The following is a 24,147-nucleotide window of genomic DNA, read 5'->3' as shown; positions in this document are numbered from 1 at the left end:
GACCACCCGCAGGTGGCGTGGCTTGCCAAGCGGCGCAGCAATCGGGCAGCACTAGCCCAATGCAACGGCCATGGGTCTGAGGCTGCCGGTTCGCCCTGCTTCAGTCGCTCCACCCCCCACCATCGCCACATCCAACGCCACCGACTGACGCAGGTGCTTTCCAAAAACAAGGGCCTGTCCACACCCTCTGTGTGAACAGGCCCAACCATCAGGCTAGCGCTCAGTCGATGCGCGCAATGACCGCGCCAGCCGCCTGGTAGCTGCCCGCCTCGGCCTTGAGGCTGATGCGGCCCGCGCGAGGTGCGTTGACCTGCATTTCCATCTTCATCGCTTCCATCACCGCGATCAGATCGCCTTGCTGCACGGTGGCACCATCGGCGACCTTCCAGGCCGTCAAGGTGCCAGCAGAGACAGCGGTCACCGCATTGGCATCGGCCTCTTCCTGTTGGGCAGGCGAGGTGGCTGCAGCATGTCCGGCAGCAGCCAGACCCGACAGCAGCGATGCAGGCAGGCCCAGCATCACGCGGCGGCCATCCAGCTCGATCGCCATGCGCTGCAGACCGCTGCTTTGCACGGGCTGTGGCCGCGACTCGGGCTGGGCATCCCACTGCGGCATCAGCTGGGTTTCGATCCAACGGGTGTGCACGCCCATGTGCTGGCCATTCACGAAATCGTCGTGTGCCATCACTGCCTCGTGGAAAGGCAGCACCGTGGGCACGCCCTCGATCTTGAACTCCTTGAGCGCGCGGCGCGCACGCTGCACGGCCACTTCACGCGTCGGCCCCCAGACGATGAGCTTGGCCAGCATGGAATCAAACTGGCCTGCCACCATCGATCCGCTTTGCACGCCACTGTCCACCCGCACGCCAGGCCCCGAAGGGGCATCAAAGCGCGTCACCAGGCCAGGCGCGGGCAAGAAGCCGCGGCCCACGTCTTCAGCGTTGATGCGAAACTCAAACGCATGCCCATAGGGAACAGGCACGCTGGTGTCTGCCAGCACCTCGCCTTCGGCCACGCGGAACTGCAGGCGCACCAAGTCGGTGCCGGTGGTCTCCTCCGTCACGGGGTGCTCCACCTGCAGACGGGTGTTGACTTCGAGGAAGGAGATGGCGCCGTTCTGGCTGAGCAGGTATTCCACCGTGCCCGCACCTACATAGCCTGCGGCCTGGCAGATCTCGCGTGCCGATTGGTGGATACGTTCGCGTTGCGCGTCGGTCAGAAACGGCGCGGGAGCCTCTTCCACCAGCTTCTGGTTGCGGCGCTGCAGCGAGCAATCGCGCGTACCCAGCACCCGCACATTGCCATGCTGGTCGGCCATCACCTGGGCTTCGATATGGCGCGGCTTGTCGAGGAACTGCTCGACAAAGCATTCGCCACGGCCAAAGGCTGTCACCGCCTCACGCACGGCAGCGCCGTACAGCTCATCAATGTCTTCGGCCTTCCACACCACCTTGAGGCCACGGCCGCCGCCGCCAAACGCCGCCTTGACGGCAATCGGCAGACCGTGCTCGCGCGCAAAGGCATGCACCTCCGCCACATCCTTGACGGGCTCAGGCGTGCCAGCCACCAGTGGAGCGCCTACGCTGAGCGCCAGCTTGCGGGCCTGCACCTTGTCGCCCAGCTGTTCGATGGCCGAAGGCGGTGGGCCCACCCAGGTCAGGCCCGCATCGATCACGGCGCGGGCAAAGCCTGCGTTTTCGGACAGAAAGCCATAGCCGGGGTGCACAGCGTCTGCCCCGCTTTGGCGGGCCACGGCGATGAGCTTGGCAATGTCGAGATAGGTATCTGCCGGGCGTTGGCCTTGCAGTGCATAGGCTTCATCGGCCATACGCACATGCAGCGCATCGATATCGTCGTCGGCATACACGGCCACACTTTCCAGGCCGTGGTCGGCACAGGCACGGATGATGCGGACGGCGATTTCGCCACGGTTGGCAATCAGAACTTTTTTCATGGCTTCAGCCTTTCGCACCAAGCGAGCAAGAGAGGGCGAAATCGCCGTTGCCTGCTACGCAGGCACTGCAATTTGCAGAAACGTCCGCTACGCGATTGTTTTCGCCACGATTGGCAATCAGAATTTTTTTCATGGCTTTTATCCTTGTATTTCTTCAAATGGCTGCAGCACATTGAACTGCAGCCATGCACCCACGGGTACCTGGCCTGCCAGGTCGAGATGGTGCGAGGCTACGCAGGCGATCACGGGGTAGCCGCCTGTCAACGGATGGTCTGCCAGAAACAGCACCGGTTGGCCACTGGCGGGTACCTGGATCGCGCCGAGTGCCGTGCCTTCGCTGGGCAGTTCCTGCGTAATGCTGCGGGCGAGCGCTTCATCGCCAGCAAGGCGCAAGCCCACGCGGTTGGACTGCGGTGTGACCTGCCAGCGTTGCGCCGCAAAGCGCGCTACCGCCTCTGCGGTGAACCAGTCGGTGCGCGGACCCATCACCACATCCAGCACGACGGTGTCGCCGCTTTGAGGCAGCATGGGCGGTGCCATATCGGGTACCTGTACCACACCGTTGTGCTGCGCATCGCCAATGGCCAGTTGCATGCCGGTGACCAGCGCAGGCGGACCAATGCGGGCCAGGGTGTCCGTGCTGGCACTGCCAAGCACCTGCTCCACCAGCCAGCCACCGCGCACGGCCACATAGCTGCGCAGACCGGTGTCGGGCTCGCCCAGGTGGATTACATCGCCGTCGTTCAAGGCAATGGCCGCATTGCGCGCAGCCTGCCATGCCGAGCCGTCGCGAGGCTTGACAGTGAGCGGTCCGGTCGCGCCCGTCACGGCAAGCACAGTGGCGCCAACGCTCTGCAATTGCAGGCCACCGGCCACGGATTCGAGCACGGGCAGACGGGCATCATTGCCCAGCAAGCGGTTGGCACGGCGCATGGCGCCCTGGTCCAGAGCACCTGCGGCCGACACGCCCTGGCCCGCCTGGCCAGCACGGCCTGCGTCTTGCACCAGGGTCTGCAACCCCGCTGCGCGCACCTGCATGGCTGCATGGCTTTTGCTGGCAGAGAGCGCTTTCCCGGCGCCCTCATCAGAGGTCTTTTTATCTGCATGGTTTGCAGATGGTGCGCCACCAGCTTCATTTTGTGTAGCGGCATCGACGAAGCGAACGCGCATGCCGGGCTGAAGAAGTGCGGGTGGATCGCGCTGCAGATCCCACATCGGCACCTCGGTGCGACCCAGCAACTGCCAGCCGCCTGGCGTGTCGTTGGGGTATACAGCGCTGAACGTGCCCGCAATGGCCACCGAGCCCGCTGGCACCTTGGTGCGAGGCGTACTGCGGCGCGGCACTTGAAGACTGGCATCGCCACCACTCAGGTAGGCAAAGCCGGGGGCGAAGCCGCAGAAGGCTACGCTGTAGTCTTCACCGCTGTGGCGGCGAATCAGCTCGGGCACGTCAATGCCCAGCAATTGGGCAACTTCGGCAAGGTCTTCGCCGTCGTAATGCACGGGAATTTCAACGCGTCGGCCGGCCACCAGATCCTGCTGGCCCAGCTGAAGCGCATCGATATGGCGGCGCAGCGCCGCAGCGCTGGTCTGCCACCGGTCAAACTCGATCAGGATGGTGCGCGCGGCGGGCACCAGTTCCCGCACGCCAGCGGGCACCTGAGCCTGCAGTGCAGCCAACAGATCGAGGGTGTGCGCCAGGTCCTGCAACTCCACCAGCAGGCTCTGATCGCTCACCGGCAGAAAGCGCATGCTGCGCGTGGCAATGGCCGATACGCTCATGCGACCGCCTTTTCCATGAAGGAGCGAATCTGCACGCCGGATGCTTCGAGGCGCTCTCGCACCGCGCGCGCCATGGCCACAGCGCCCGGGCTGTCGCCGTGCACACAGATCGAATCTGCCTGCACCTGCACCACCGAGCCATCGTTGGCCTGCACGGTGCCTTGCTGCACCAGTTGCAGCATGCGTTGCGCCACCAGCTCAGGATCGTGCAGCACGGCACCGGGTTCACGGCGAGACACCAGCGTGCCTTGCGGCGTGTAGCCACGGTCGGCAAAGGCTTCGGCAATCGTGATGAGCCCCGCGTCCTGTGCCCACTGGGTCAGGGGCGATCCCGCCAGCACCACCAGCGCCAGGTGGCCGCCGACGGCTTGCATGGCCTCGATGACGGCAGCAGCCTGCTTTCTGTCCTGTGCAATGGTGTTATAGAGGGCGCCGTGTGGCTTGACGTAGCGCACCGTGGTGCCTGCGGCGGCTGCAAGGCCTTGCAGGGCGCCAATCTGGTAGATCACATCGGCCACCAGATCGGCATGGGCCACATCCATGTTGCGGCGGCCAAAGCCCACCAGATCGCGGTAGGCAACGTGCGCGCCCACCACCACGCTGTTGGCCTTGGCCTTCTTCAGGGTTTCCAGAATACCGGCAGCGTCGCCTGCATGAAAGCCACAGGCCACGTTGGCGCTGCTGACGATGGAGAGCATGGCTGCATCATCGCCCATGGTCCAGGCGCCAAGACTCTCTCCCAGGTCACTGTTCAAATCCATGGTCAGGGACATCGCGTTTCCTTTCAGTCTTTTATTGGAGGTTGACCGGCGCCGATCAGCAGGTCCTGCCCGTGGGGATCATGCGCCAAGTTCTGTAAACCATGCTCTTTTAACGGAACATCAGGAAATAGAGCAAGAAGACGTTGCAAATCAGGATGCCCAGGGCGGTAGGAATCTGGGCCTTGATCACGGCATTGCGGTCGGGCAGCTCCAGCAGCGCAGCAGGCACGATATTGAAGTTAGCCGCCATTGGCGTCATCAAGGTGCCGCAGTAACCCGAGAACATGCCGATGGCCGCCATCACGGCGGGATCACCGTGGTACACATTCACCAGGATCGGAACGCCCACACCACCCGTCATCACCGGGAAGGCGGCAAATCCGTTGCCCATGATGATGGTGAACAAGGCCATACCCAGCACGTACACCGCTACGGCCACAAAGCGCAAATCCATGTTGATGTAGGTGGTGGTGACGTGTGCCACAGCCTTGCCCACACCTGCATCGGAGAACACCAGACCCAGCATGCCCAGCATCTGCGGCAGCACCAGGGCCCAGCCCATGGCGTCGATCAGGCGGCGCGATTCGCGCAGGCCCTGGGCGGGCGTCTCACGTGTCATCCAGCACACCAGCACAAGGCCGATGATGCAGCCCAGCGCCAGGCTTACCAGGGTGGCATTTTTCGGGTCGATCAGAAAATCACCGGCGATCTTGAAATCCTTGAGCAGCACACTGCCGATCACGGTGACGACAGGGATTGCCAGCGCCGGAATAAAGAGCTTGTTACCCAGGCGCAGTGCGCTTTCCTGGTTCTGCGCCTCGGTACGCATCTGCGGCTTGCCACCGCCTACGCCCTTGACCAGCACGATCAGCGCCAGCACGATCACGCCCACACCCACCACCTCGGGCGGCATCTTGTCGCCCAGCAGGAACATGATGGCATACACGCCCCAGAACAGGCCTGTCGTCCAACGCTTGGGGTTGGAGGCATCGAGAAAGTTGAAAACGGCGGCACTGGCCATGATGAGACCGGCCAGCCAGTACACCTGGGTGATGCTGAAAATCATGCTGCACCTCCTTGGGACTGGGCATTGCCAGCCTGGGCAGCACCTGCACCCGCCATTTCCCTGGCAATCGAATGGTCAAGGCGGTACAGACGGTAGGAGTGAATGATGAAGGCGCAGATAGCAGTAGGAATGCCCCACAGTGCCACATGGATGGGCTCTACATCGATGCCAGCTTCATGCAGGAAGGTGGTCATCAGCACAATGGCGCCGAAGGCCACAAAAATGTCTTCGCCAAAGAACAATCCGACGTTGTCCGTCGCCGCGCTGAAGGCACGCAAGCGATGGCGCAGGGTTTCGGGCAGCTTGCCATAGCGTGTTTCGGTCGCACCTTCAGCCATGGGCGCCAGGAGCGGGCGCACCATCTGCGGATGACCGCCCAGGCTCGTCAGACCTGCGGCAGCCGTCAGCTCGCGCGCTGCCAGATAGACGATCAGCAGACGGCCTGCGGTGGCCGATTTGATGCGACTGATCCAGTTCTGTGCGTGCTGGCGCAGTCCATGGCGCTCCAGCAAACCGATCACTGCCAGCGGCAATACCAGGATGAGCGGCAGATTGCGGGTTTTGACAAAACCCGACCCCAGAGCCGCCAGGATTTTCTGCACCGGAAATCCGGCCACTGCGGCCGTGACCAGCGCAGTCACCACGACCACGACGAAGGGATTGAACCGCAGGATGAATCCCGCGATGATGACGGCCACCCCGAGAAGCGGCCAGAGGTTGACGATAGTGCTGTCCATAGAGAACCCACAGATTTGTTATGTGTTCGGCACCCGCCTGAAGCATCAAATGGGCACCACTTTTTTGTTCAACAACCCAAGAACATAGGCATTACCAAATTCATGTTTGTTGAACAATTTAAAAGTTTAGCCAAACAAAACACAGACCATTGACCGGGTAAACCCGTATCTTTGTGTGACAGCATGGCCTCATTGAGAGGATTTACACGCCTTTGTGCATACCGGCGACATCCAGCTCCGGTCCCTCAAGTCGTTTCACCCGCCCTGGCGCCGCTATCATCATTGGCAACGACTTCTACCAATCCTCGCCCTGCCATGACCACTGCTGCGCCTTCCCTGTCGCTCAACGACCGCGTTGCGGACCAGATCCGAGAGCGCATCGTGCGCGGCGAATTCCAGCCCGGAGCCAGGCTGTCCGAGGTGGCGCTGAGCGAGAGCCTCGATATCTCGCGCAACACTTTGCGCGAAGTCTTCCGCCTGTTGAGCAAGGAAGGCCTGCTGCGCCATGTGCCCAACCGGGGCGTGTTCGTGGCCATCCCCTCCATGGCATCGATCATGGACATCTACCGCGTGCGCCGCATGATCGAGTGCCAGGCATTGGCACAGGCGATTCCGCAGCACCCGGCGCGCAAGGAAATGCGCGAGGCAGTGGATGCGCAGCGCGCACTGCGGGCCGCAGGCAAGTGGGTGGAAGTGGGCACCGCAAACATGCGCTTTCACAAAGGCGTGGTGGCCCTGGCTGACAGCGAGCGGCTCAACACACTGTTCTCGCACCTTTTGGTGGAGCTGCGCCTGGCTTTTGGCATGTTGAGCGACGCCGAGTTTCTGCACGCCCCCTATATCGACATGAATGCCTCCATGCTGGAGCGTTTTGAAGCGGGCGACATGAAACGGGCCGCTGAAATGATGCATGACTACCTCACCCATTCCGAGCGCGTGGTGTTGAGCGTATATGCACGGCGCATGAGCGATGCAGGGATGGAGCTGTAAGCCCGTCATGGATAGCACGGCAGCATCCGCCGCCCTTATGGCTCAGCTGGAGGCCCTGGCTGACTGTCCGCTTGCCGGTGAATGCCTGCATATCAAGGCCCAATTGCCGCACACGGTCAAATCCGTGCAGGTGGATCGTCCCATTTTCGGGCTGGTACTGCATGGCGCCAAACGCCTGTCGACCACTCGGCAAACCGTGCAGTTGCAAGCGGGTGATGTGTTCCTGGTGACGGGCCGCTGCCATATCGATGCCCACAACGCGCCAGACCCGGTCAGCCAGCGCTATCTGGCCATCACCTTGAACCTGTGCGACGAGGTGCTGCATGCGGCCCGCATCCTGTGGGCGCAGCCTTTGCGGTCTGACGATACACAGCTGATTGCGCTGCCAGCCGACTCTCTGGCCGATGCGCTGCATGCCTGGAGCAACGCGCTGCGCCAGGGGCACTATGAACAGGCCCGCGCCGCCCTGGTGCAGATGGTGATCTGGCTGTGCCGCCAGGGCCACCATGCCTTGCTCGCGCCGCCCCCGCCTCGCCTTGCCGATAGCGTGCGCCAACTGGTCGCTGCGGCTCCGGCCCGCCCCTGGCTGTCCAGAGATGTGGAGACCGCGCTTCACCTCAGTGGCGCCAGTCTGCGCCGCCATCTGGCAGCTGAAGGAACATCACTTTCGCAAGTATTGCGCGACGCGCGCATGGGCCATGCGCTGGAGCTGCTCTACACCACAGCCTTGCCCATCAAGGCCGTGGCGGCACGCGCGGGTTACCAGTCCGTGCAAAGCTTCAGCCGCCAATTTGAGGCGCGCTACCAGTTGCGTCCTGCCGATATCGGCAACCACTGAGGTGTAGAGCCGGAGGCGCCTGGCTTGCCCAAACAGCACTTACTCGGCGGTTCAGAATCGATTGGCGTGAGCGCCATGCGCCACAGCTTGAGCGCCTGAAATACCCAGCACCGGGCACCATCAAGGCTTATCAGGAGCCATTGATGCCATTCCTTTCTCCCTTCTCTCGCACACTGCGCAACGCCGCTCTATGGACCGCCCTGGCCGGTGGCGGTGCCTGCACATGGGCCCAAGCCGCACCACCGCTTGCACAGGCACCGGGCTACTATGTGCAGAATATCGGCCAGATGCAGGTGCTGGCGCTGTTCGACGGAGTCGTCCCACTGCCCCGGCATCAGCTCAAGCAGATTGCGCCAGCACGGGCAAACCGCCTGCTGCAGCAGCACTATGTACCGGAAGCCCCCGAGGGCCTGCAGACTGCCGTCAACGCCTATCTGGTGCAACGTGGCACGCAAACCTTGCTGGTAGATACCGGCACCGCGCAATGCTTCGGGCCCCAATTGGGCCAGGTGCTGACCCATATGAAGGCAGCTGGCATATCACCCGCTGCAGTGCAGGATGTTCTGCTGACGCATGCGCACCCCGACCATCTGTGCGGCCTGCTCGATGCGGATGGCCAGATGGCCTACCCCAATGCCCGGGTCTGGATCCAGCAGGAAGAACTGGCCTACTGGCAGGACCCTGCGGTCGAGGCCAAAGCCACCGACTTCTTCAAACCATTGTTTGGCATGGCGCGTCGCGCGCTGGCGCCGTACCAGCAAGCGGGGCGTGTCCGCACCTTTGGCAGCAGCGATGCGCTGCCCGATGGCGTGCGCTACCTGCCTGCTGCGGGCCATACCGTAGGTCACAGCGCATTTGTAGTGGACGGCAATGCCCCTGGCGAAACCGACCCTCGCCAGCAGTTGCTGCTGTGGGGTGATGTGGTGCACTACCACGCGGTGCAGTTTGCCGATCCCCAGGCCACCTATGAGCCGGACCAGAACTACACGCAGTCCGTGCGCAGCCGCCGCCAGCTCCTGGAGCAGGCTGCCGCACACCGTTGGTGGCTGGCAGGCGCGCACCTGCCCTTCCCCGGCATCGGGCACGTGGGCCGTGACGGCAAGGCCTACCGCTGGGTGCCTGCGGAATATGCGCCGGTCAGTGGCAGCGCACGCTGATCAGGCCTCTGCCGGATAGAACAGGCGGCGCGTAGTCGTTGCCTGTACCGCCTTGGCAATGGCGCCAATGTGGTCAGGCGTAGTGCCGCAGCAGCCACCCACGATGTTGACCAGGCCTTCAGCAGCAAACTCGTGCACCAGGCGGCTCGTGATCTCCGGCGTTTCGTCAAAGCCGGTGTCGCTCATGGGGTTGGGCAGGCCTGCATTGGGATAGCAGCTGATGAAGGTATCAGGCGCAGCCTTGGCCAGCTCTTGCACGTAGGGGCGCATCAAGGTGGCACCCAATGCGCAGTTCAGGCCCACCGAAAGCGGATTGGCGTGACGCACGCTGTGCCAGAAGGCCGTCACGGTCTGCCCGGAGAGAATGCGGCCCGAGGCATCGGTCACCGTGCCGCTGATCATGATGGGTAGGCGCTCGCCGGTCTGCTCAAACGCTTCGTCCACCGCAAACAGCGCGGCCTTGGCGTTGAGGGTGTCGAAAATCGTCTCGACCAGGATCACATCGGCACCGCCTTCGATCAGCGCCAGTGTCTGCTCGAGATAGGCCTGGCGCAGGGCTTCGAAGGTAACGTTGCGCGCACCGGGGTCGTTTACATCGGGGCTGATCGACGCCGTCTTGGGCGTAGGGCCCAGGGCACCTGCCACGTATCGCGGATGGTCTGGCGTGCTGTATTTGTCGCAGGCGGCCCGCGCCAGCCGGGCGCTCTTGAGATTCATCTCATAGGCCAGATCGGCCATGTGGTAATCCTCTTGCGCAATCGTGGTTGCGCCAAAGGTGTTGGTCTCAATCAGGTCGGCACCAGCGGCCAGGTACTTTTCGTGGATGTCACGAATCACATCGGGGCGGGTGATCGACAGCAGCTCATTGTTGCCCTTCACATCGTGGGCAAAGTCCTGGAAGCGCTCGCCTGCACCTTCAGCGCCGCGGTAGCCTTCACCCCGGTACTGTGCTTCACCCAGCTTGAAACGCTGAATCATGGTTCCCATCGCGCCGTCGAGGATGACAAGGCGCTTGGCAAGGGTGGCGGGCAGTTCTTTTGCGCGGGTGTAGGCTGGCTGTTGCATGGCAGCAATTGTACGGTTGGCCTTCTCGCACCGCAGGCCATCGGGTCCAAGCACCTACAATGCCGGTGGCTGGCATGATCGCCAGAATCTGAGTATTTTTAGCATTTGGCGCACAACTGGTAAGCGCAAGTAGCTATCATTTTTGAGAATACCTTGTCCCTTGCCCACACCGTCCTGCAGGACGCCTTTGGTTATGAGCATTTCCGTGGATCACAGCAGGCCATCGTCGAGCACGTGATCGGTGGTGGTGATGCACTGGTGCTGATGCCCACGGGCGGCGGCAAAAGCCTGTGCTACCAGATTCCGGCCATCGTGCGCCAGCAGCAGGACCAGGGCACGACCATCGTCATCTCGCCGCTGATTGCGCTGATGCAGGACCAGGTCAGCAGCATGCACGAGGTGGGAGTGGAGGCTGCCTTCCTCAATTCCACGCTGGATTACGACCAGACACGCGATGTCGAGATGCAGTTGCTGTCGGGCGGCTATACCTTGCTGTACGTGGCGCCCGAACGCCTGAACACACCGCGCTTTTTGGGCCTGCTGGACGAACTGCACGCCATGGGCAAGCTGGCGCTGTTTGCCATCGACGAAGCGCATTGCGTGAGCCAGTGGGGCCACGACTTTCGCCCCGAATACCGCGAACTCACGGTGCTGCACGAGCGCTATGCCGGTGTGCCGCGCATCGCGCTTACCGCCACCGCCGATTCGCTGACGCGTGCCGATATCGTCGAGCGCCTGCAGCTCGAAGACGCCCGGCAGTTCATCAGCAGCTTTGACCGGCCCAACATCCGCTACACCATCGTCGAAAAAAAGGACGCGACGACACAGCTGCTGCGCTTCATCGAGCATGAGCACGACGGAGAAGCCGGTGTGGTGTACTGCCAGTCGCGCCGCAAGGTGGAAGAGCTGGCAGACGCATTGAACCAGGCGGGCATCAGCGCCCTGCCCTACCATGCCGGCCTGCCACCCGAAACGCGCCAGCTGCACCAGCACCGCTTCCTGCGCGAAGACGGCATCGTCATGGTGGCCACCATCGCCTTCGGCATGGGCATCAACAAGCCCGATGTGCGATTTGTGGCCCATGTGGACATGCCCAAGAACATCGAGAGCTATTACCAGGAAACCGGTCGCGGCGGCCGCGACGGCCTGCCAGCCGACGCCTGGATGGCCTATGGCCTGCAAGATGTGGTCAACCAGCGCCGCATGATCGACGACAGCCCGGCAGACGACACCTTCAAGCAGGTGATGCGCGGCAAACTCGATGCCCTGCTCGCCCTGGCCGAAGCCACCGACTGCCGCCGAGTGCGCCTGCTCGCCTATTTCGGAGAACAGTACGGCACCGGCGGTGACCGCGATTCCGCGCATCCGGAACTGGCTGCTGCCACCTCGGACAAGGCACCGCGCTACACGTGTGGCAGTTGCGACAACTGCATCCAGCCGCCCAAGACCTGGGACGGCACCGACGCCGCACGCAAGCTGCTGTCCACCATCTACCGCGCACACGAGGCCAGTGACATCACCTTCGGCACCAGCCACATCATCGACATCGTGCGCGGCAAGGACACCGACAAGGTACGCCAGTTCGGCCACGACAAACTGTCGACCTACGGCCTGGGCGACATGTACAGCGAAAGCCAGCTGCGAGGCGTGCTGCGCCAGCTGCTGGCGGTTGGCGCCCTCGCCACCCAGAAGGTGCACACCGACGCCGGCTACAGCTTTGAAACCCTGACCCTGTGCGACGGCTCACGCGCCGTGCTGCGCGGCGAGCAAGCCGTGCAACTGCGCGAAGCCAGTGCCGCCAAGACCAGCCGCAGCCGCACGCGCAGCACCAAACCCGCCGCAGCAGCCCAGAACCTGGGGCCCGATGAGCAGGTGCGCTTCATCAACCTCAAGGCCTGGCGCACTGAAATCGCCAAGGAACACAATGTTCCGGCCTACGTCGTTTTCGCCGACGCCACGCTGGCCGCCATTGCCCAGCGCAACCCGCAATCCCTAGACGAACTGCAAGGTATCAGCGGCATCGGTGTGAAAAAGCTGGAAGCGTATGGGGAAGACGTCTTGAAGATTTGTGCCGCCTAAATACAACTGAGGTATTAGTAGCTCTTGATTCAATGCAAACAACCAAGAATTGGCATTTCTGTTTTGTGAGCCTGTGTTCTAATTTCCAAGTTTAATAAAAACTATTAAACAAAAAATTAACTTGGAGAAAATATATGTTCAAGAAATGGGCTGCATTGGGTTTATTGGCAGCAGTTGGGGTAGCACACGCATTCGTCCCGCAATCTGGTACCTGGGTAGTGACCTCTGAACTCAATGGCAAACCTGGTCGAGGTCTGGCCATTGATGTGCAGGACAAGACTCTGGTCATGCAGATGTATGCCTACGACGCCAGTGGCAATGCAACCTTTTATCTGACCAGCGGCACCTTCAGCAACAACCAGTATTCGGGCACGCTCAATAAATATCGCGGAGGACGTTACTTGGGAAGCGGCGACCTGACTGGACAGGACAACGGCAACGATGGCACGGTGTCGATGCGCTTCGAATCGGGTACCAAAGGTTATGTGAAATTTCCGGGCGAACAGGAAAAGGAAATCACCCGCTTCAATTTTGCCTACGGCCCCAATCCGCAAAGCCTCAAGGGACTGTGGCTTCTGACCCCCTTGATCTCCAGTGCGCCCCAATCCGACTTCGTGGATCTCGTCGAAGAGTTGGGACCCAGTGAGTACGGTAACGGCATGGTTGCAACCAAGGACAACCGCTTTGGCTGCGACAATCTGGTACGCGGCCCGAACGCGGGTTGGGTCATGTGCGTAAAGTTGAATGCAGCCAACCAGCTTGCTCGCGGTTATTTCTTCAAGTACGCGGTCAATGATGGAGAAGGTTTCACGGGAGTAACCTCTACCGCGATCAATGATATGCTGATTGTGCGCCGCCTGACCAACAGCAGCGACGATGGCACGGGCATCGTGCTGAAAAACGCTGACACGCAAGAGCCCGCAAGTCCTGCTGCGCTGCGCAAAGCTTTCGAGCAGATTGCCCAGTAAGAAAGCCATCCACCAATATCCGGCAGGCCCCTCCATGAATGGGGCTGCCGGATTTTTTATTTCCCGCCGCGCTTACGCGCAAGGCATGTCAGCACCAGCCATTGCTGGTAGCCCGGGATTACACTGGAGCCAATGCGCTCTACCGCTCCACCTCGCCTTTCCATCCAGGGTCTGCAAAGCCCCATCGCAGGCCCCTGCACACTGGATCTGCAAGCCGGGGAATGCCTCGCCATCATGGGTGCATCGGGCGCTGGCAAGTCGGTTCTGCTGCGGCTGATTGCCGATCTGGATCCTGGTAGCGGGCAGGTGCTGCTCAATGGACAGCCTCGCAGCCAGTTCAGCGGACCGGCCTGGCGCCAGCAGGTGATGTATCTGGCAGCAGAGCCCGCATGGTGGGCGGAATCTGTGATGGCGCATTTTCCGCCAGATAGCCAAGCACAATTGCTGCAACTGGCGGCGCAGTTGGGTCTGCGCCATGGGTTCATCGACATTCCTGTCACGCAACTCTCGACCGGCGAGCGCCAACGGCTGGCGCTGCTGCGCGGGCTGGTGCGCAAACCGCAGGTGCTGCTGCTGGATGAGCCAACGGCAGCACTGGACGAAGATTCCATCCTCGCCGTCGAGCAACTGCTGCGCAGCCACCAACAACAAGGCCTGAGCGTAGTATGGGTGACGCACTCGCATCCCCAGGCATCACGGGTGGCAAGCCGCTGCCTGCGACTGCATGAGCGGCAGCTGACGCCCATGGAGGCTGCGCAATGAACCAGGCAATCCAATTGCAAGCCACCGATTTGCTGGTGGGAGCGTTGCTGGTGCTACTGGCCACCGGTGCATCATGGGCCATGCGGTTGCAGTTGGAGCGTCAGGTAATGTGGGCCTCGCTGCGCATGGTGGTGCAGTTGCTGCTGGTGGGCTATGTGCTGCGCCTCGTGTTCCAGCACGCGTCGCCTGCCGCGACCTTGGTGGTGGTCTGCGTGATGATTGCCGCAGCGGCGCGTGAAGTGGCCGTGCGCCCGCACCAGCGACTGTCCCGAGGTGGCAACTACCAGATTGCCGGGCTTGTGGTGGCGTTGTCGAGCCTGTCCACCGTCATCCTCGCGCTGCTGACGGCAGTGCGGCCCGAGCCCTGGTTCGATGCGCGCTATGCCATTCCGCTGATGGGTATCGTGCTGGGCAGCGTACTCAACGCGGCAAGCCTGGGGCTGGACAGTTTTTTCGATGGCGTGCGCCAGGGCCGTGCTTCCATTGAAGCGCAGCTCGCACTAGGCGTGCCGTTTCGCCGCGCCATGGCGCCACATACCCGTGCCGCCATTCGCCGGGGGCTGATTCCCATCATCAACCAGATGACGGCTGCTGGCCTGATCACCTTGCCCGGCATCATGACGGGCCAGATTCTGGGCGGCATGGACCCGCTGGAAGCCGCCAAGTACCAGATCTTGCTTCTGTTTCTGCTGACCTTTGCGGGCGGTTTGGCAGCGGTAGGGAGTGTGCTGCTTGCCACACGCGCCCTGGGCGATGACCGCCAGCGTCTGCGCCTGGACCGCCTGCACCCCAACGCCTGACGGGCTTTGCGCTTTGCCATAAGGTAATGTGGTTCCTAGAATGGGGTCATCGCATCTGGAGAGCAGCCATGGCACAGCGCGACACGGACAACCTGGTAGATGAGCTGGTCGACTACGATCCGCTGGGCAGCGATCCTGCGCTGCAAGCTGCCCTGGAGCGCGCTCAGGCACAGGCCTGGCTGCCGGGCCTGCAGCAGCACGCACGTACCGTGGGCAGCACGGAGTTTGCACAATGGGCCAGCCAGGCCAACCGCCACACACCGCAATTGCAGCAGTGGGATGCACGTGGACGGCGGATTGATCAGGTGGAGTTCCACCCCGCATGGCACCGTGTGCTGGCCCACTACCGCTCGCAACAGCTGATCGACATGCCGTTTTCCGGCGAGTCGTCCGCTGATGGGCAGCGCGGCCGCTGGAGTGCCTGGGCCGCAAGCTTTTACCTGCACGGCCAGGCCGAAGCCGGCAGCCTGTGCCCCGCCACCATGACGACAGCCGCCATCCCCGTGCTGCGCAAAGAGCCAGCGCTATGGGCTCAGATAGAGCGCGGCATCACCAGCACCCGCCATGACGAACGCGATGCGCCACTGGCCGAGAAGACCGCGCTGTGGGTGGGCATGGGAATGACCGAAAAGCAAGGCGGTTCGGACGTGCGCAGCAACACCACAGTCGCCTACCCCATGAATGAATCGGGGCACGGCGGACGTGGTGCGGCGTACCGGCTGCAGGGCCACAAATGGTTCTATTCGGTCCCGACGGCCGATGCGCACCTGGTGGTGGCGCGCATGGCAGACGGCCCGGGCGATGCCGGTGCCCTGTACGCGCCGCTGGCCTGTTTCTGGGTACCGCGCTGGCGGCCTGATGGCACGCGCAACACCGTGCTGGTGCAACGCCTTAAAGACAAGGTGGGCAACCGCAGCAACGCCAGCAGCGAAGTGGTGTTTGACGATGCCTATGGGGTGCTGGTGGGTGAGGAAGGCCGGGGCATTGCCACCATCATGGAGATGGCCACGATCACACGGCTGTGCTGCGTTCTGGGCAGCAGCGCCCTGCTGCGCCAGGCCACGGCGCAGGCGCTGTGGTTCACCCGGCACAGGCAGGCATTTGGCGCGGCCCTGATCGAGCAGCCGCTAATGCAATCCGTACTGGCAGACCTGGCGCTGGAGAGCGAAGCCGCGCTGCTGCTGGCCATGCAACTGGCGCAGGCATTTGAAGACAGCAGCGTCCCCGACAAACCAGCCGCGCAGGCCTGGCAGCGCATCATGACGCCAGCGGCCAAGTTCTGGGTCTGCAAACGCGCCATCACCTGCAGCGCCGAGGCCATGGAAGTACTGGGCGGCAACGGCTATATCGAAAGCTCCGCGCTGGCACGCCTCTACCGCGAAACACCGGTCAATTCGATCTGGGAAGGCTCGGGCAATGTGATGTGCCTGGATGTGCTCAAAGCCCTGCAGCGCTCACCCGATCAGCGCGATGCGCTATGGAATGCATTGCAGACCATGGCAGCGGATGACGTACCTGTTCAACAGGCCCTGCAGCGCTTGCAACGCCAGTGGCACACCTTCGAGCACGACGCCTGGGCACAGCAGGCACAGGCACGCCAATGGGTGCAGCAGCTCGTGCTGGTGACACAGGCGGGCCTCATGCGGCAGTATGCGGACAGTACCCGCGCCGATGCCTTTGTGGCCAGCCGCCTCGGCGCGGACTGCAGCATGGGTGTGATTGGTGCTTCTCCCCTTGCCAAGGCGCAGATCGCCGCTATCCTCGGCGCCAGTTTGCATCTGCAGGAATGAATGGAAGGCAGCCATGGCAGTCAGCGTGTTTGATTTGTTCAAGATCGGTATCGGGCCCAGCAGCTCGCACACCGTAGGGCCCATGCGCGCTGCACATGCCTTTGTGCAGCGCCTTCAACGGCAAGGCATGCTGGCAAAGGTGGCACGCTTGCGCTGCCAGCTGTTTGGCTCCTTGGGTGCCACCGGCATTGGTCACGCCAGCGACCGCGCCGTCATGCTGGGCCTCGCGGGCCATGCGCCCGATACAGTGGATGTGAACGCCGTCGAAGCCATCATCGCGCAGGTACACAGCACGCAACAACTGCCGCTGAATGGCGAACACACCATTGTGTTTGAGCCTGCTATCGATCTGCTGCTGATCGGCGATGTGAGCCTGCCATTCCACCCCAATGGCATGCGTTTCGAAGCCTGGGATGCGCAGCATGAACTGCTGGACGCACAGGCCTACTACTCAGTCGGCGGCGGCTTCATCGTCAGCGAAGAAGCGGCCCACGATGCCGAGCGCCAGCAAGTGATTGCACCGGATACCGAGGTGCTTCCCCTGCCATTTCACAGCGCCGCACAGCTGCTGCAACAGGCACATGACCACCAGCAGCCCATTGCACAGATCATGCGCACCAACGAGCGCCATTGGCGCAGCGATGCCGACATCGACAGTGGCCTGCTCAAGATCTGGCAGGCCATGCAGGATTGCGTGCAGCGGGGCTGCACCACGCAAGGCCGTCTGCCAGGGGGCCTGAATGTCAAGCGCCGCGCTGCCGGCTTTTACGAGGGTCTCACCCAGCATGCGGACAGCCCCTCCACCGATCCGCTGCAGGTGATCGACTGGGTGAATCTGTTCGCGCTGGCCGTCAACGAAGAAAACGCCGCTGGCGGGCGCGTGGTGACCGCGCCCACCAATGGTGCGGCAGGCATCGTGCCCGCCGTGCTGCACTACTACTGGCGCTTTGTGCCAGGCGCTACCGAAGCGGGCATCATCGACTTCCTGCTGACTGCGGGAGCGATCGGTATTCTGTACAAGGAAAACGCCTCCATCTCCGGCGCCGAAGTGGGTTGCCAGGGCGAGGTGGGCGTGGCCTGCTCCATGGCGGCTGCGGGCCTGTGTGCCGTGATGGGCGGCACGCCGGAGCAGGTGGAAAATGCCGCCGAGATTGGCATGGAGCACCACCTGGGCCTGACCTGCGACCCTGTGGCAGGCCTGGTGCAGGTGCCCTGCATCGAGCGCAATGCGCTGGCCGCCGTCAAGGCCATCAACGCGGCCCGCATGGCACTGCGCGGAGATGGATCGCATGTCGTGAGCCTGGACAAGGTGATCGAGACCATGCGTGCCACAGGTGCCGACATGATGAGCAAGTACAAGGAAACATCGCTGGGTGGGCTGGCCGTGCACATCGTCGAGTGCTGAACCACCGCACCCATGTGCAACCAGCCTACCCTCTACAATCCTCGCCATGGCAATGCATTTTGATTTGGTAGACCTGCGCCTGATGGTGCACGTGGCAGACGCGAACAGCATGACGCGAGGGGCCGAACTGTCGTTCATCTCCCTGCCCGCCGCCAGCACCCGCATCAAGAACCTCGAAGAGAGCATGGGCGTGAAGCTGCTCTATCGCACCAGCCAGGGCGTGACCCTGACCCTGCCCGGACAGGCTTTTGTGCAGCATGCCCGCACCGTGCTCGGCCAGATCGAGCACCTGCGCGGCGACATGCAGGAATACGCCCGCGGCATCAAGGGCCATGTGCGTGTGTTTGCCAACACCACGGCGCTGGGCGAGTTTTTGCCACCCGTTCTGCGCACCTACCTGCGCAAGCACCCGGATGTGGACATCGACCTGCGCGAGCGCCTGTCCAACGACATCATCCGTGCTGTGGGCGAAGGCCAGACCGACATTGGCATCGTGGCCGGCCAGGTGCGTACCGAAAGCCTGGTCTCGATGCCTTACCGCCGCGATCACCTGATCCTCGTCGTCAACCCCGAGCATCCGCTGGCCAAGCGCAAATCCGTCGCCTTTGGCGACACGCTGGATTTCGACTATGTGGGCCTGCACGAATCCAGCGCCATCCACGCTTTCCTGCGCCAGCACAGCGACTTGCTGCACCGCCCGATCAAGCAGCGTATCCAGGTAGGCAATTTTGAAGCGGCCTGCCGCATGATCGAAGCAGGCGTGGGCATCGGCATCCTGCCGGAATCTGCCGCACGGCGCCATGCCAAGATCATGGACATCCGCATCATCCAGCTGTCCGACGAATGGTCCAACCGCGAAATGCAGATCGTGGTGCGCAACCTCGAATCACTGCCTTCGTTTGCCCGTGAGCTGGTCGAGCTGCTGGTTGAAGACGGTACCGTCGCCGACGATGCAGATGGTCTGGATAACGACATTCCCACCAGCAACTGACAGCGCATCGCGATGGCACACCATGAAGAGCAAGACTGTGCGTTGCCAAATCTGCCAATCTGGTCGCAACTGTGTGAACCATCAAGACACATTCCTGCAGGCGGTAGCCAGCCCAGCCGGGCGCCGCTATGCTGTGCCTCATACCCCGCATGAACGCTGAAAGCCTGCCATGACTGCCATTTGGAAAAAGCCCTTCTCATTGGACGCCCTGCGTGCAGCCGCACGCAACACCGCGATCGAGCACCTGGGCATCGAATACCTCGAAATCGGTGACGACTACCTCGTAGGCCGTGTGCCTGTAGACCACCGCACGCACCAGCCCTATGGCTTGCTGCACGGCGGCGTGAGCGTGGTACTGGCCGAAACCCTGGGCTCCGTCGGTGCCATGTTCTCCTCACCGCCCGATTGGCGCTGCGTGGGCCTCGACATCAATGCCAACCATATTCGTGGCGTGAAAGGCGGCTGGGTCACCGGTACGGCGCGCCCGGTGCACATTGGCCGCACCACCCAGGTCTGGCAGATCGACATGGTGAACGACGAAGGCAAGCTGACTTGCGTGTCGCGCATCACCATGGCAATGCTGCAGGAAGGCTGAGTCTCGCCAATCCCTGATTCCAAAGCCCCCATGACACCTCTCCAGGCACTGGATACCAACGAAATCAAGGTCGCGCATCCGCAGCCATGGTTCGCACAGACGCTGACTTCCATTGACGGTGTGAACCTGCGCTATCGGGTGATGCGCGACACCGTTGCGTCTTTTCACGTGCACGACGATTCGCCAGAGTGCTTTCTTGTACTCAGTGGCGAAGTGGTGGTGGATACCGAGGCAGGCCCTGTCACGCTCACACCAGGGATGTTCTACCGTGTAGAACCCGGCATGTCCCATCGCAGCAGGGTGGTGGGTGAGGCCTGTCTGCTGGTCATGGACAAGATGCCCTGACTGCCCTGACCAGCGCTCAAACGCTATTGTTTTTGATATCCCAGCGCTTGGCGGGCTTGCGCTGGCGGTTCTTTTTCTCTAATTACCGGCTGTAAGCCACACGCGCCAAGGCTTGTGCCAGCTCCCAGGCCGGGTCCACAAGGGGCAGACCTTCCACCTCCGGAGCGCCCGGCAGCGCCAGCGGGATTTCGGTGCATCCCATGATCAACGGCACATCGCCATGACGCAGCCGCATGGCGCGAGCCACCTGAGAGAAGCAGGTGCGTGCCAGGTCCAGCCTGTCCGCTTTCACCCCTTGGTAGATGCCTTGCATCAGCAGCTCTCGCTCGGCGTCTTGCGGCAGGTGCACGGTGATGCCGCAGGCGGCCAGTGCCTCGTCGTACAGGCCGATGCGGTAGGTGCCTTGCGTGGCCAGCAACACGCAGGCGCGGTGGCCTTGTTGTTGCAGGCTCTCTGCCACCACACGGGCAATGTGCAGCAACTGCAGGCGTGGGTAGGCCTGCTGCAGGCGCTCATGCCAGGCATGGGCGGTATTGCAGGCCATGGCCACAGCGGTGGCGCCCACGGCCTGCAATTTGTCCATTGCGGTGCACATCATCGGAAAGGGGTCTTCGGCAGCTTCAGGCGCCAGCAATGCTGCACTGCGGTCAGGAATGGGCAGTTGCGCCAGCCAGTGCTCTGGATAAGCCTGGTCAGCCACGGCTGCACCGCCGGCCTTGAGTTGCTCTGCACAGGCCTGCACAAACAGACGTGCAAAATCAGCGCCCGCTGCCGGTCCCATGCCGCCCAGGATGCCTACGGTTTTCGTGCTCATTGCCCATTTTCCCATCTAAAAAACCTTGCCAAGCGATTGCGTACCTCGCTGCCAGCGCCGGCCCCCTTCGCCATGGAAGGCTCCATGGCAATAGAAAATGGCCCGTTACCGGGCCATGCCAAAACGCAGACAGCGATGCTTTAGATAGCTGGCTTGTCGCTTTGCGCGCCCAGATTATCCTTCAGCTCCTGGTTCATCGGCAGACCCAGCGCCTGGTTCTTGGGCGGAATGGGCTGCATGAACCACTTGTCGTACAGCTTGGTGAATTCGCCCGATTTCATCATGCCGCCGATCACGCCGTCGACGATCTTCTTGAATGCTGCATCGCCCTTGGGCAGCATGCAGGCATAGGGCTCCACTTGCAGGGCATCGGCCACCACTTCGTAGGCCGCAGGATCCTTGGAGTTGGCCTTCAGGCCGAACAGCAGAATGTCATCCATTGCAAAGCCCGATGCACGGTCGTTTTCCATCAGCAGAAAACCGTCCGCATGGTCCTTGGCCAGGGTGATGTTGATGTCCAGCTTCTGGTCGGCGCTGTACTTGCGCACCACGGGCAGGTTGGTCGTGCCGGTGGTGATTGCCAGCGTCTTGCCCTTCAGATCGGCCCAGTTCTTGATGCCGGCGCTCTTCTTCACTGCCACGCGGGTGCCGGTGTAGAAGTAGTTGATCGCGAAATCCACATCCTTGTTGCGAGCAGAGTTGTTGGTGGTGGAGCCGCACTCCAGCGCCACGGTACCGTTCTGGATCAGAGGAATGCGGTTGGCCGAGGTAACCGGCTGCCACTTCACCTTCAGGTCGGGCTTGCCGATTTCCTTGCGCACGACATCGGCCACCGCGTTGGAGATATCGACCGAGAAGCCGATGGCGTTCTGGCCACCAGCCAGGTAGCTGAATGGCACCGACGATTCGCGGTAGGCGAAGGTGATCTCGCCCGATTCCTTGGCCTTGGCCAGCACATCGGCGTGCGCGGCAGGCAGGCAGGCAATGGCGGCGGCAGCGCAGACCAGCGACGTAACAAACTTCATATCGAAACCTCCTTGAATCAATCGATGTTGACAGTGTAGAAACCGATGATTTGTCCCAACAATGCCTTTTTGGGACAAACCCATAACGCTCGGTTATGGCACCAGGTGCACAGGGATTGTGCGTACCCGCATCCCCTATAAGCAAATGGTATGCCTGATGCGTATATTGCTATGCCTCAGCCGCAATGCAAGCGCCTATATTTAAGGGTTTTCAGGGGGTGGCTATGCACGTTTGCATTCTCGGCGCAGGTATTGTGGGTTTGGCAGCGGCGTATGAGCTGCAACAAGCGGGACACGAGGTCACCGTCATCGACAAGGCCACGCACGCCGGCATGGGCACCAGCATGGGCAACGGCGCGCAGCTGAGCTACAGCTACGTGCAGCCACTGGCCGACCCCTCGATCTGGAAGCAGCTGCCCAAGCTGCTGTTCAATGAAGACTCGCCGCTCAAGTTTCGCCTGCAGGCCGATCCGCACCAGTGGAAATGGGGCCTGCAGTTTCTGGCCGCCTGCAATGCCAAGCGCTCAGCCACCAGTACGCGCGAATTGCTGCAATTGGCCGCCACCAGTCGCCAGCACTTTGAAGCCATGCAGCAGCATGTGCAGGGCCAATGGGACTACTCCACTACCGGGAAACTGGTGCTCTACCCCACCCAGGCGGGGGTGGAGTCGGCCCGCAACCAGCTCGATGTGCAAAGCAGACTCGGCAGCGCGCCGCAGCGCATCGTATCGCCCGACGAAGCCGTGGCACTGGAGCCCGCCCTTGCTGCGTATCAGCCGCAGTTTGCAGGCGCCGTGTACACCCCCAGCGAGTGCGCCGCCGATTGCTACCAGGTGGCGCAGCAGCTGCAGGCCTGGCTGCAGCGCAATGGGGTGAAGTTCGTCATGGACACCGCCGTTCAAAGCTTGCGCCGCGAAGGCGACAGAATCGTTGCCGTGCGCACGAGCCAGGGCGATATCACCGCCGACCACTACATGGTCGCCCTTGCCTTTGATAGTGTGGCGCTGTGCAAGCCCCTGGGAATCGACCTGCCGGTGTATCCGCTCAAAGGCTACAGCCTCACCCTGGATGTCGCAGCCGCCAGCGACAAGGCGCCGCGCGTCAGCATTACCGACAGTGCGCGCAAAGTCGTCTTTGCCCGCCTTGGCAATCGCCTGCGCGTGGCAGGCATGGTGGAGTTGGTGGGCAGCGACCTGCGCATTCCACAGGACAAGATCCGGAGCCTGTGCGATTCCACGCAGGCCGTCTTCCCGGGCTGCAGCGATTTCGCCGCAGTGAACCCCTGGGCCGGCCTGCGCCCCGCCACGCCCACGGCAGTCCCCATTGCAAGGCAGGCCGGTGCCAGCAATCTCTGGCTCAACACCGGTCATGGCGCGCTCGGGTTCACCCTGGCCTTTGGCACCGCCGCACAACTTGCGCAGCAGTTGGGTAAGGTTGCCTGATATACTACAAAATAAATAGCATTTTGCGCTTAATCCATGAGCACTGGCAGGCGTTTATCTACTGAATGGCTATCTGGCCCTGGTGTACGAAACACCGGTGGTCAAAAAGGCTCGCATCCAAGGGGTTGGGCAGGCGTACATCGCTCCAGCCCGGCATGCCCCGCCGGGCTTCGTCAAACCGACGCTGGATCTGCGCAATCACCACCACAGTGAATTGCCGCTCGCGCGCAAGGTTTCGCAAAACCTGCATCTGCTGCATGACCGGGGGCAGGTCGCGCCGCTGATCCAGCAGCTGCAGATAGTCGATGACGACGACGGTCGCCGGTGGTGCGTCGTGCAGCTGTGCGGCCACATGCGCGGCGCACACATCGTCCGAACAATCCCACCGAAACCGGTTGCCCCACAGCGCCCCATCGGCATCGGCTGCAGCCGCCATGGTGCGTACCTGTGCAGGAGTGCAATCGAGCGAGAAGAAAGCCGCATGTTGTCCCGCTCGCAAGGCGCGTGCCATCAATGCAAAACCCAGGCGGGTTTTGCCCTGCAGGGGGCGTGCGGCGAGCAGCAGCAATTGGCCTGGCCGCAGCTGGCGAGACAACTGGGTCAACGCATCTGGTGAAGCGTGCCGGGCCATCAGCAGGCTCCATTGCGCAAAGCCGTTTTCCCTGGCGATGTCATCGAGCGCTTCATGCAAGGGCATGCCGTGCTGGCGAGCCCTCAGCCTCGCCTGGCGTTTGAGCGCGTACAACGGCGCGGAAAGGGGAATGGATCCCATGGTCAACCT

General features: G+C 62.2%; 23 protein-coding genes. 13 read left to right on the top strand and 10 right to left on the bottom strand.

Features of this window, described 5'->3' with window-relative positions; genetic code table 11:
* Nucleotides 1-220: 220 nt before the first annotated feature.
* The 6 genes from ABIE32_RS01935 to ABIE32_RS01910 form a co-directional block, all read right to left on the bottom strand.
* A complete protein-coding gene (locus tag ABIE32_RS01935) occupies nt 221-1,954 on the bottom strand; it encodes a biotin carboxylase N-terminal domain-containing protein (RefSeq protein WP_429013331.1) in 1,734 nt (577 codons plus the stop codon).
* A gap of 4 nt (nt 1,955-1,958) precedes the next feature.
* Nucleotides 1,959-2,087, bottom strand: a complete 129-nt coding sequence (locus ABIE32_RS01930) for a hypothetical protein (RefSeq protein ID WP_429013329.1) — start codon at nt 2,085-2,087, stop codon at nt 1,959-1,961.
* Between the two features lie 5 nt (nt 2,088-2,092).
* Nucleotides 2,093-3,706, bottom strand: a complete 1,614-nt coding sequence (locus tag ABIE32_RS01925) for a carboxyltransferase domain-containing protein (protein ID WP_429013624.1) — start codon at nt 3,704-3,706, stop codon at nt 2,093-2,095.
* A gap of 26 nt (nt 3,707-3,732) precedes the next feature.
* The gene (locus ABIE32_RS01920; RefSeq protein ID WP_429013622.1) at nt 3,733-4,503 is read right to left on the bottom strand and encodes a LamB/YcsF family protein; all 771 of its coding nucleotides are present in this window, start codon (nt 4,501-4,503) and stop codon (nt 3,733-3,735) included.
* A 103-nt stretch (nt 4,504-4,606) separates the two neighbouring features.
* Nucleotides 4,607-5,563, bottom strand: coding sequence for a DUF979 domain-containing protein (locus ABIE32_RS01915; protein WP_429013326.1), 957 nt, complete (start codon nt 5,561-5,563; stop codon nt 4,607-4,609).
* Nucleotides 5,560-6,300 (bottom strand): DUF969 domain-containing protein, encoded by a 741-nt coding sequence (locus ABIE32_RS01910; protein WP_224150868.1) that lies wholly within the window; start codon nt 6,298-6,300, stop codon nt 5,560-5,562. Before ABIE32_RS01910 ends, ABIE32_RS01915 begins: the two co-directional genes overlap by 4 nt.
* Nucleotides 6,301-6,615: 315 nt before the next feature.
* On the opposite strand from ABIE32_RS01910, the gene ABIE32_RS01905 reads away from it, so the two are divergent.
* The 3 genes from ABIE32_RS01905 (at nt 6,616) to ABIE32_RS01895 (ending at nt 9,285) form a co-directional block, all read left to right on the top strand.
* The gene (locus tag ABIE32_RS01905; protein WP_224150867.1) at nt 6,616-7,290 is read left to right on the top strand and encodes a GntR family transcriptional regulator; all 675 of its coding nucleotides are present in this window, start codon (nt 6,616-6,618) and stop codon (nt 7,288-7,290) included.
* Between the two features lie 37 nt (nt 7,291-7,327).
* Entirely contained in the window at nt 7,328-8,128 is an 801-nt protein-coding gene (locus tag ABIE32_RS01900) for a helix-turn-helix transcriptional regulator (RefSeq protein WP_429013322.1), read from the top strand.
* Between the two features lie 143 nt (nt 8,129-8,271).
* Nucleotides 8,272-9,285, top strand: a complete 1,014-nt coding sequence (locus ABIE32_RS01895; protein ID WP_429013319.1) for an MBL fold metallo-hydrolase — start codon at nt 8,272-8,274, stop codon at nt 9,283-9,285.
* Here the strand turns inward: ABIE32_RS01895 and ABIE32_RS01890 are convergent, their stop codons facing one another.
* Entirely contained in the window at nt 9,286-10,350 is a 1,065-nt protein-coding gene (locus tag ABIE32_RS01890) for a homocysteine S-methyltransferase family protein (protein WP_429013316.1), read from the bottom strand. It abuts the gene before it with no gap.
* A 153-nt stretch (nt 10,351-10,503) separates the two neighbouring features.
* Between ABIE32_RS01890 and ABIE32_RS01885 the strand changes: the two genes are divergently transcribed.
* The 9 genes from ABIE32_RS01885 to ABIE32_RS01845 all read left to right on the top strand — a co-directional run bounded on the left by ABIE32_RS01885 (nt 10,504) and on the right by ABIE32_RS01845 (nt 20,085).
* Entirely contained in the window at nt 10,504-12,429 is a 1,926-nt protein-coding gene (locus ABIE32_RS01885) for a RecQ family ATP-dependent DNA helicase (RefSeq protein ID WP_429013313.1), read from the top strand.
* 134 nt (nt 12,430-12,563) lie between these two features.
* A complete protein-coding gene (locus ABIE32_RS01880) occupies nt 12,564-13,397 on the top strand; it encodes a hypothetical protein (protein WP_429013310.1) in 834 nt (277 codons plus the stop codon).
* A 132-nt stretch (nt 13,398-13,529) separates the two neighbouring features.
* Complete coding sequence (locus ABIE32_RS01875; RefSeq protein WP_429013307.1) at nt 13,530-14,159, top strand: ABC transporter ATP-binding protein; 630 nt, start codon at nt 13,530-13,532, stop codon at nt 14,157-14,159.
* Nucleotides 14,156-14,959 (top strand): ABC transporter permease, encoded by an 804-nt coding sequence (locus ABIE32_RS01870; protein WP_429013304.1) that lies wholly within the window; start codon nt 14,156-14,158, stop codon nt 14,957-14,959. The genes ABIE32_RS01875 and ABIE32_RS01870 overlap by 4 nt, the downstream gene beginning before the upstream one ends.
* 68 nt (nt 14,960-15,027) lie before the next feature.
* Nucleotides 15,028-16,749, top strand: coding sequence for an acyl-CoA dehydrogenase family protein (locus tag ABIE32_RS01865; protein ID WP_429013302.1), 1,722 nt, complete (start codon nt 15,028-15,030; stop codon nt 16,747-16,749).
* 13 nt (nt 16,750-16,762) lie between these two features.
* Entirely contained in the window at nt 16,763-18,154 is a 1,392-nt protein-coding gene (locus ABIE32_RS01860) for an L-serine ammonia-lyase (RefSeq protein ID WP_429013299.1), read from the top strand.
* Nucleotides 18,155-18,200: 46 nt separating this feature from the next.
* Nucleotides 18,201-19,145, top strand: coding sequence for a LysR family transcriptional regulator (locus ABIE32_RS01855; RefSeq protein ID WP_395025704.1), 945 nt, complete (start codon nt 18,201-18,203; stop codon nt 19,143-19,145).
* Nucleotides 19,146-19,314: 169 nt separating this feature from the next.
* Nucleotides 19,315-19,740 (top strand): hotdog fold thioesterase, encoded by a 426-nt coding sequence (locus ABIE32_RS01850; protein ID WP_429013296.1) that lies wholly within the window; start codon nt 19,315-19,317, stop codon nt 19,738-19,740.
* A gap of 30 nt (nt 19,741-19,770) precedes the next feature.
* Nucleotides 19,771-20,085 (top strand): cupin domain-containing protein, encoded by a 315-nt coding sequence (locus ABIE32_RS01845; protein WP_429013293.1) that lies wholly within the window; start codon nt 19,771-19,773, stop codon nt 20,083-20,085.
* 82 nt (nt 20,086-20,167) lie between these two features.
* Here ABIE32_RS01845 and ABIE32_RS01840 read toward each other — a convergent pair whose 3' ends face one another.
* The gene (locus ABIE32_RS01840; protein WP_429013291.1) at nt 20,168-20,899 is read right to left on the bottom strand and encodes an aspartate/glutamate racemase family protein; all 732 of its coding nucleotides are present in this window, start codon (nt 20,897-20,899) and stop codon (nt 20,168-20,170) included.
* 140 nt (nt 20,900-21,039) lie between these two features.
* The gene (locus ABIE32_RS01835) at nt 21,040-21,924 is read right to left on the bottom strand and encodes an amino acid ABC transporter substrate-binding protein (RefSeq protein WP_224150855.1); all 885 of its coding nucleotides are present in this window, start codon (nt 21,922-21,924) and stop codon (nt 21,040-21,042) included.
* 224 nt (nt 21,925-22,148) lie between these two features.
* On the opposite strand from ABIE32_RS01835, the gene ABIE32_RS01830 reads away from it, so the two are divergent.
* The gene (locus ABIE32_RS01830; protein ID WP_429013288.1) at nt 22,149-23,366 is read left to right on the top strand and encodes a D-amino acid dehydrogenase; all 1,218 of its coding nucleotides are present in this window, start codon (nt 22,149-22,151) and stop codon (nt 23,364-23,366) included.
* 58 nt (nt 23,367-23,424) lie between these two features.
* On the opposite strand, the gene ABIE32_RS01825 is transcribed toward ABIE32_RS01830, so the two are convergent.
* A complete protein-coding gene (locus ABIE32_RS01825) occupies nt 23,425-24,138 on the bottom strand; it encodes a DNA helicase (protein ID WP_429013285.1) in 714 nt (237 codons plus the stop codon).
* Nucleotides 24,139-24,147: the final 9 nt, after the last annotated feature.

It is taken from the genome of Comamonas sp. 4034 (assembly GCF_050434545.1).
In the GTDB taxonomy this organism is placed as follows: domain Bacteria; phylum Pseudomonadota; class Gammaproteobacteria; order Burkholderiales; family Burkholderiaceae_C; genus Comamonas; species Comamonas odontotermitis.
Note: the sequence above shows the minus strand (reverse complement) of the source record. Positions and strands in the feature narration are given on the sequence as shown.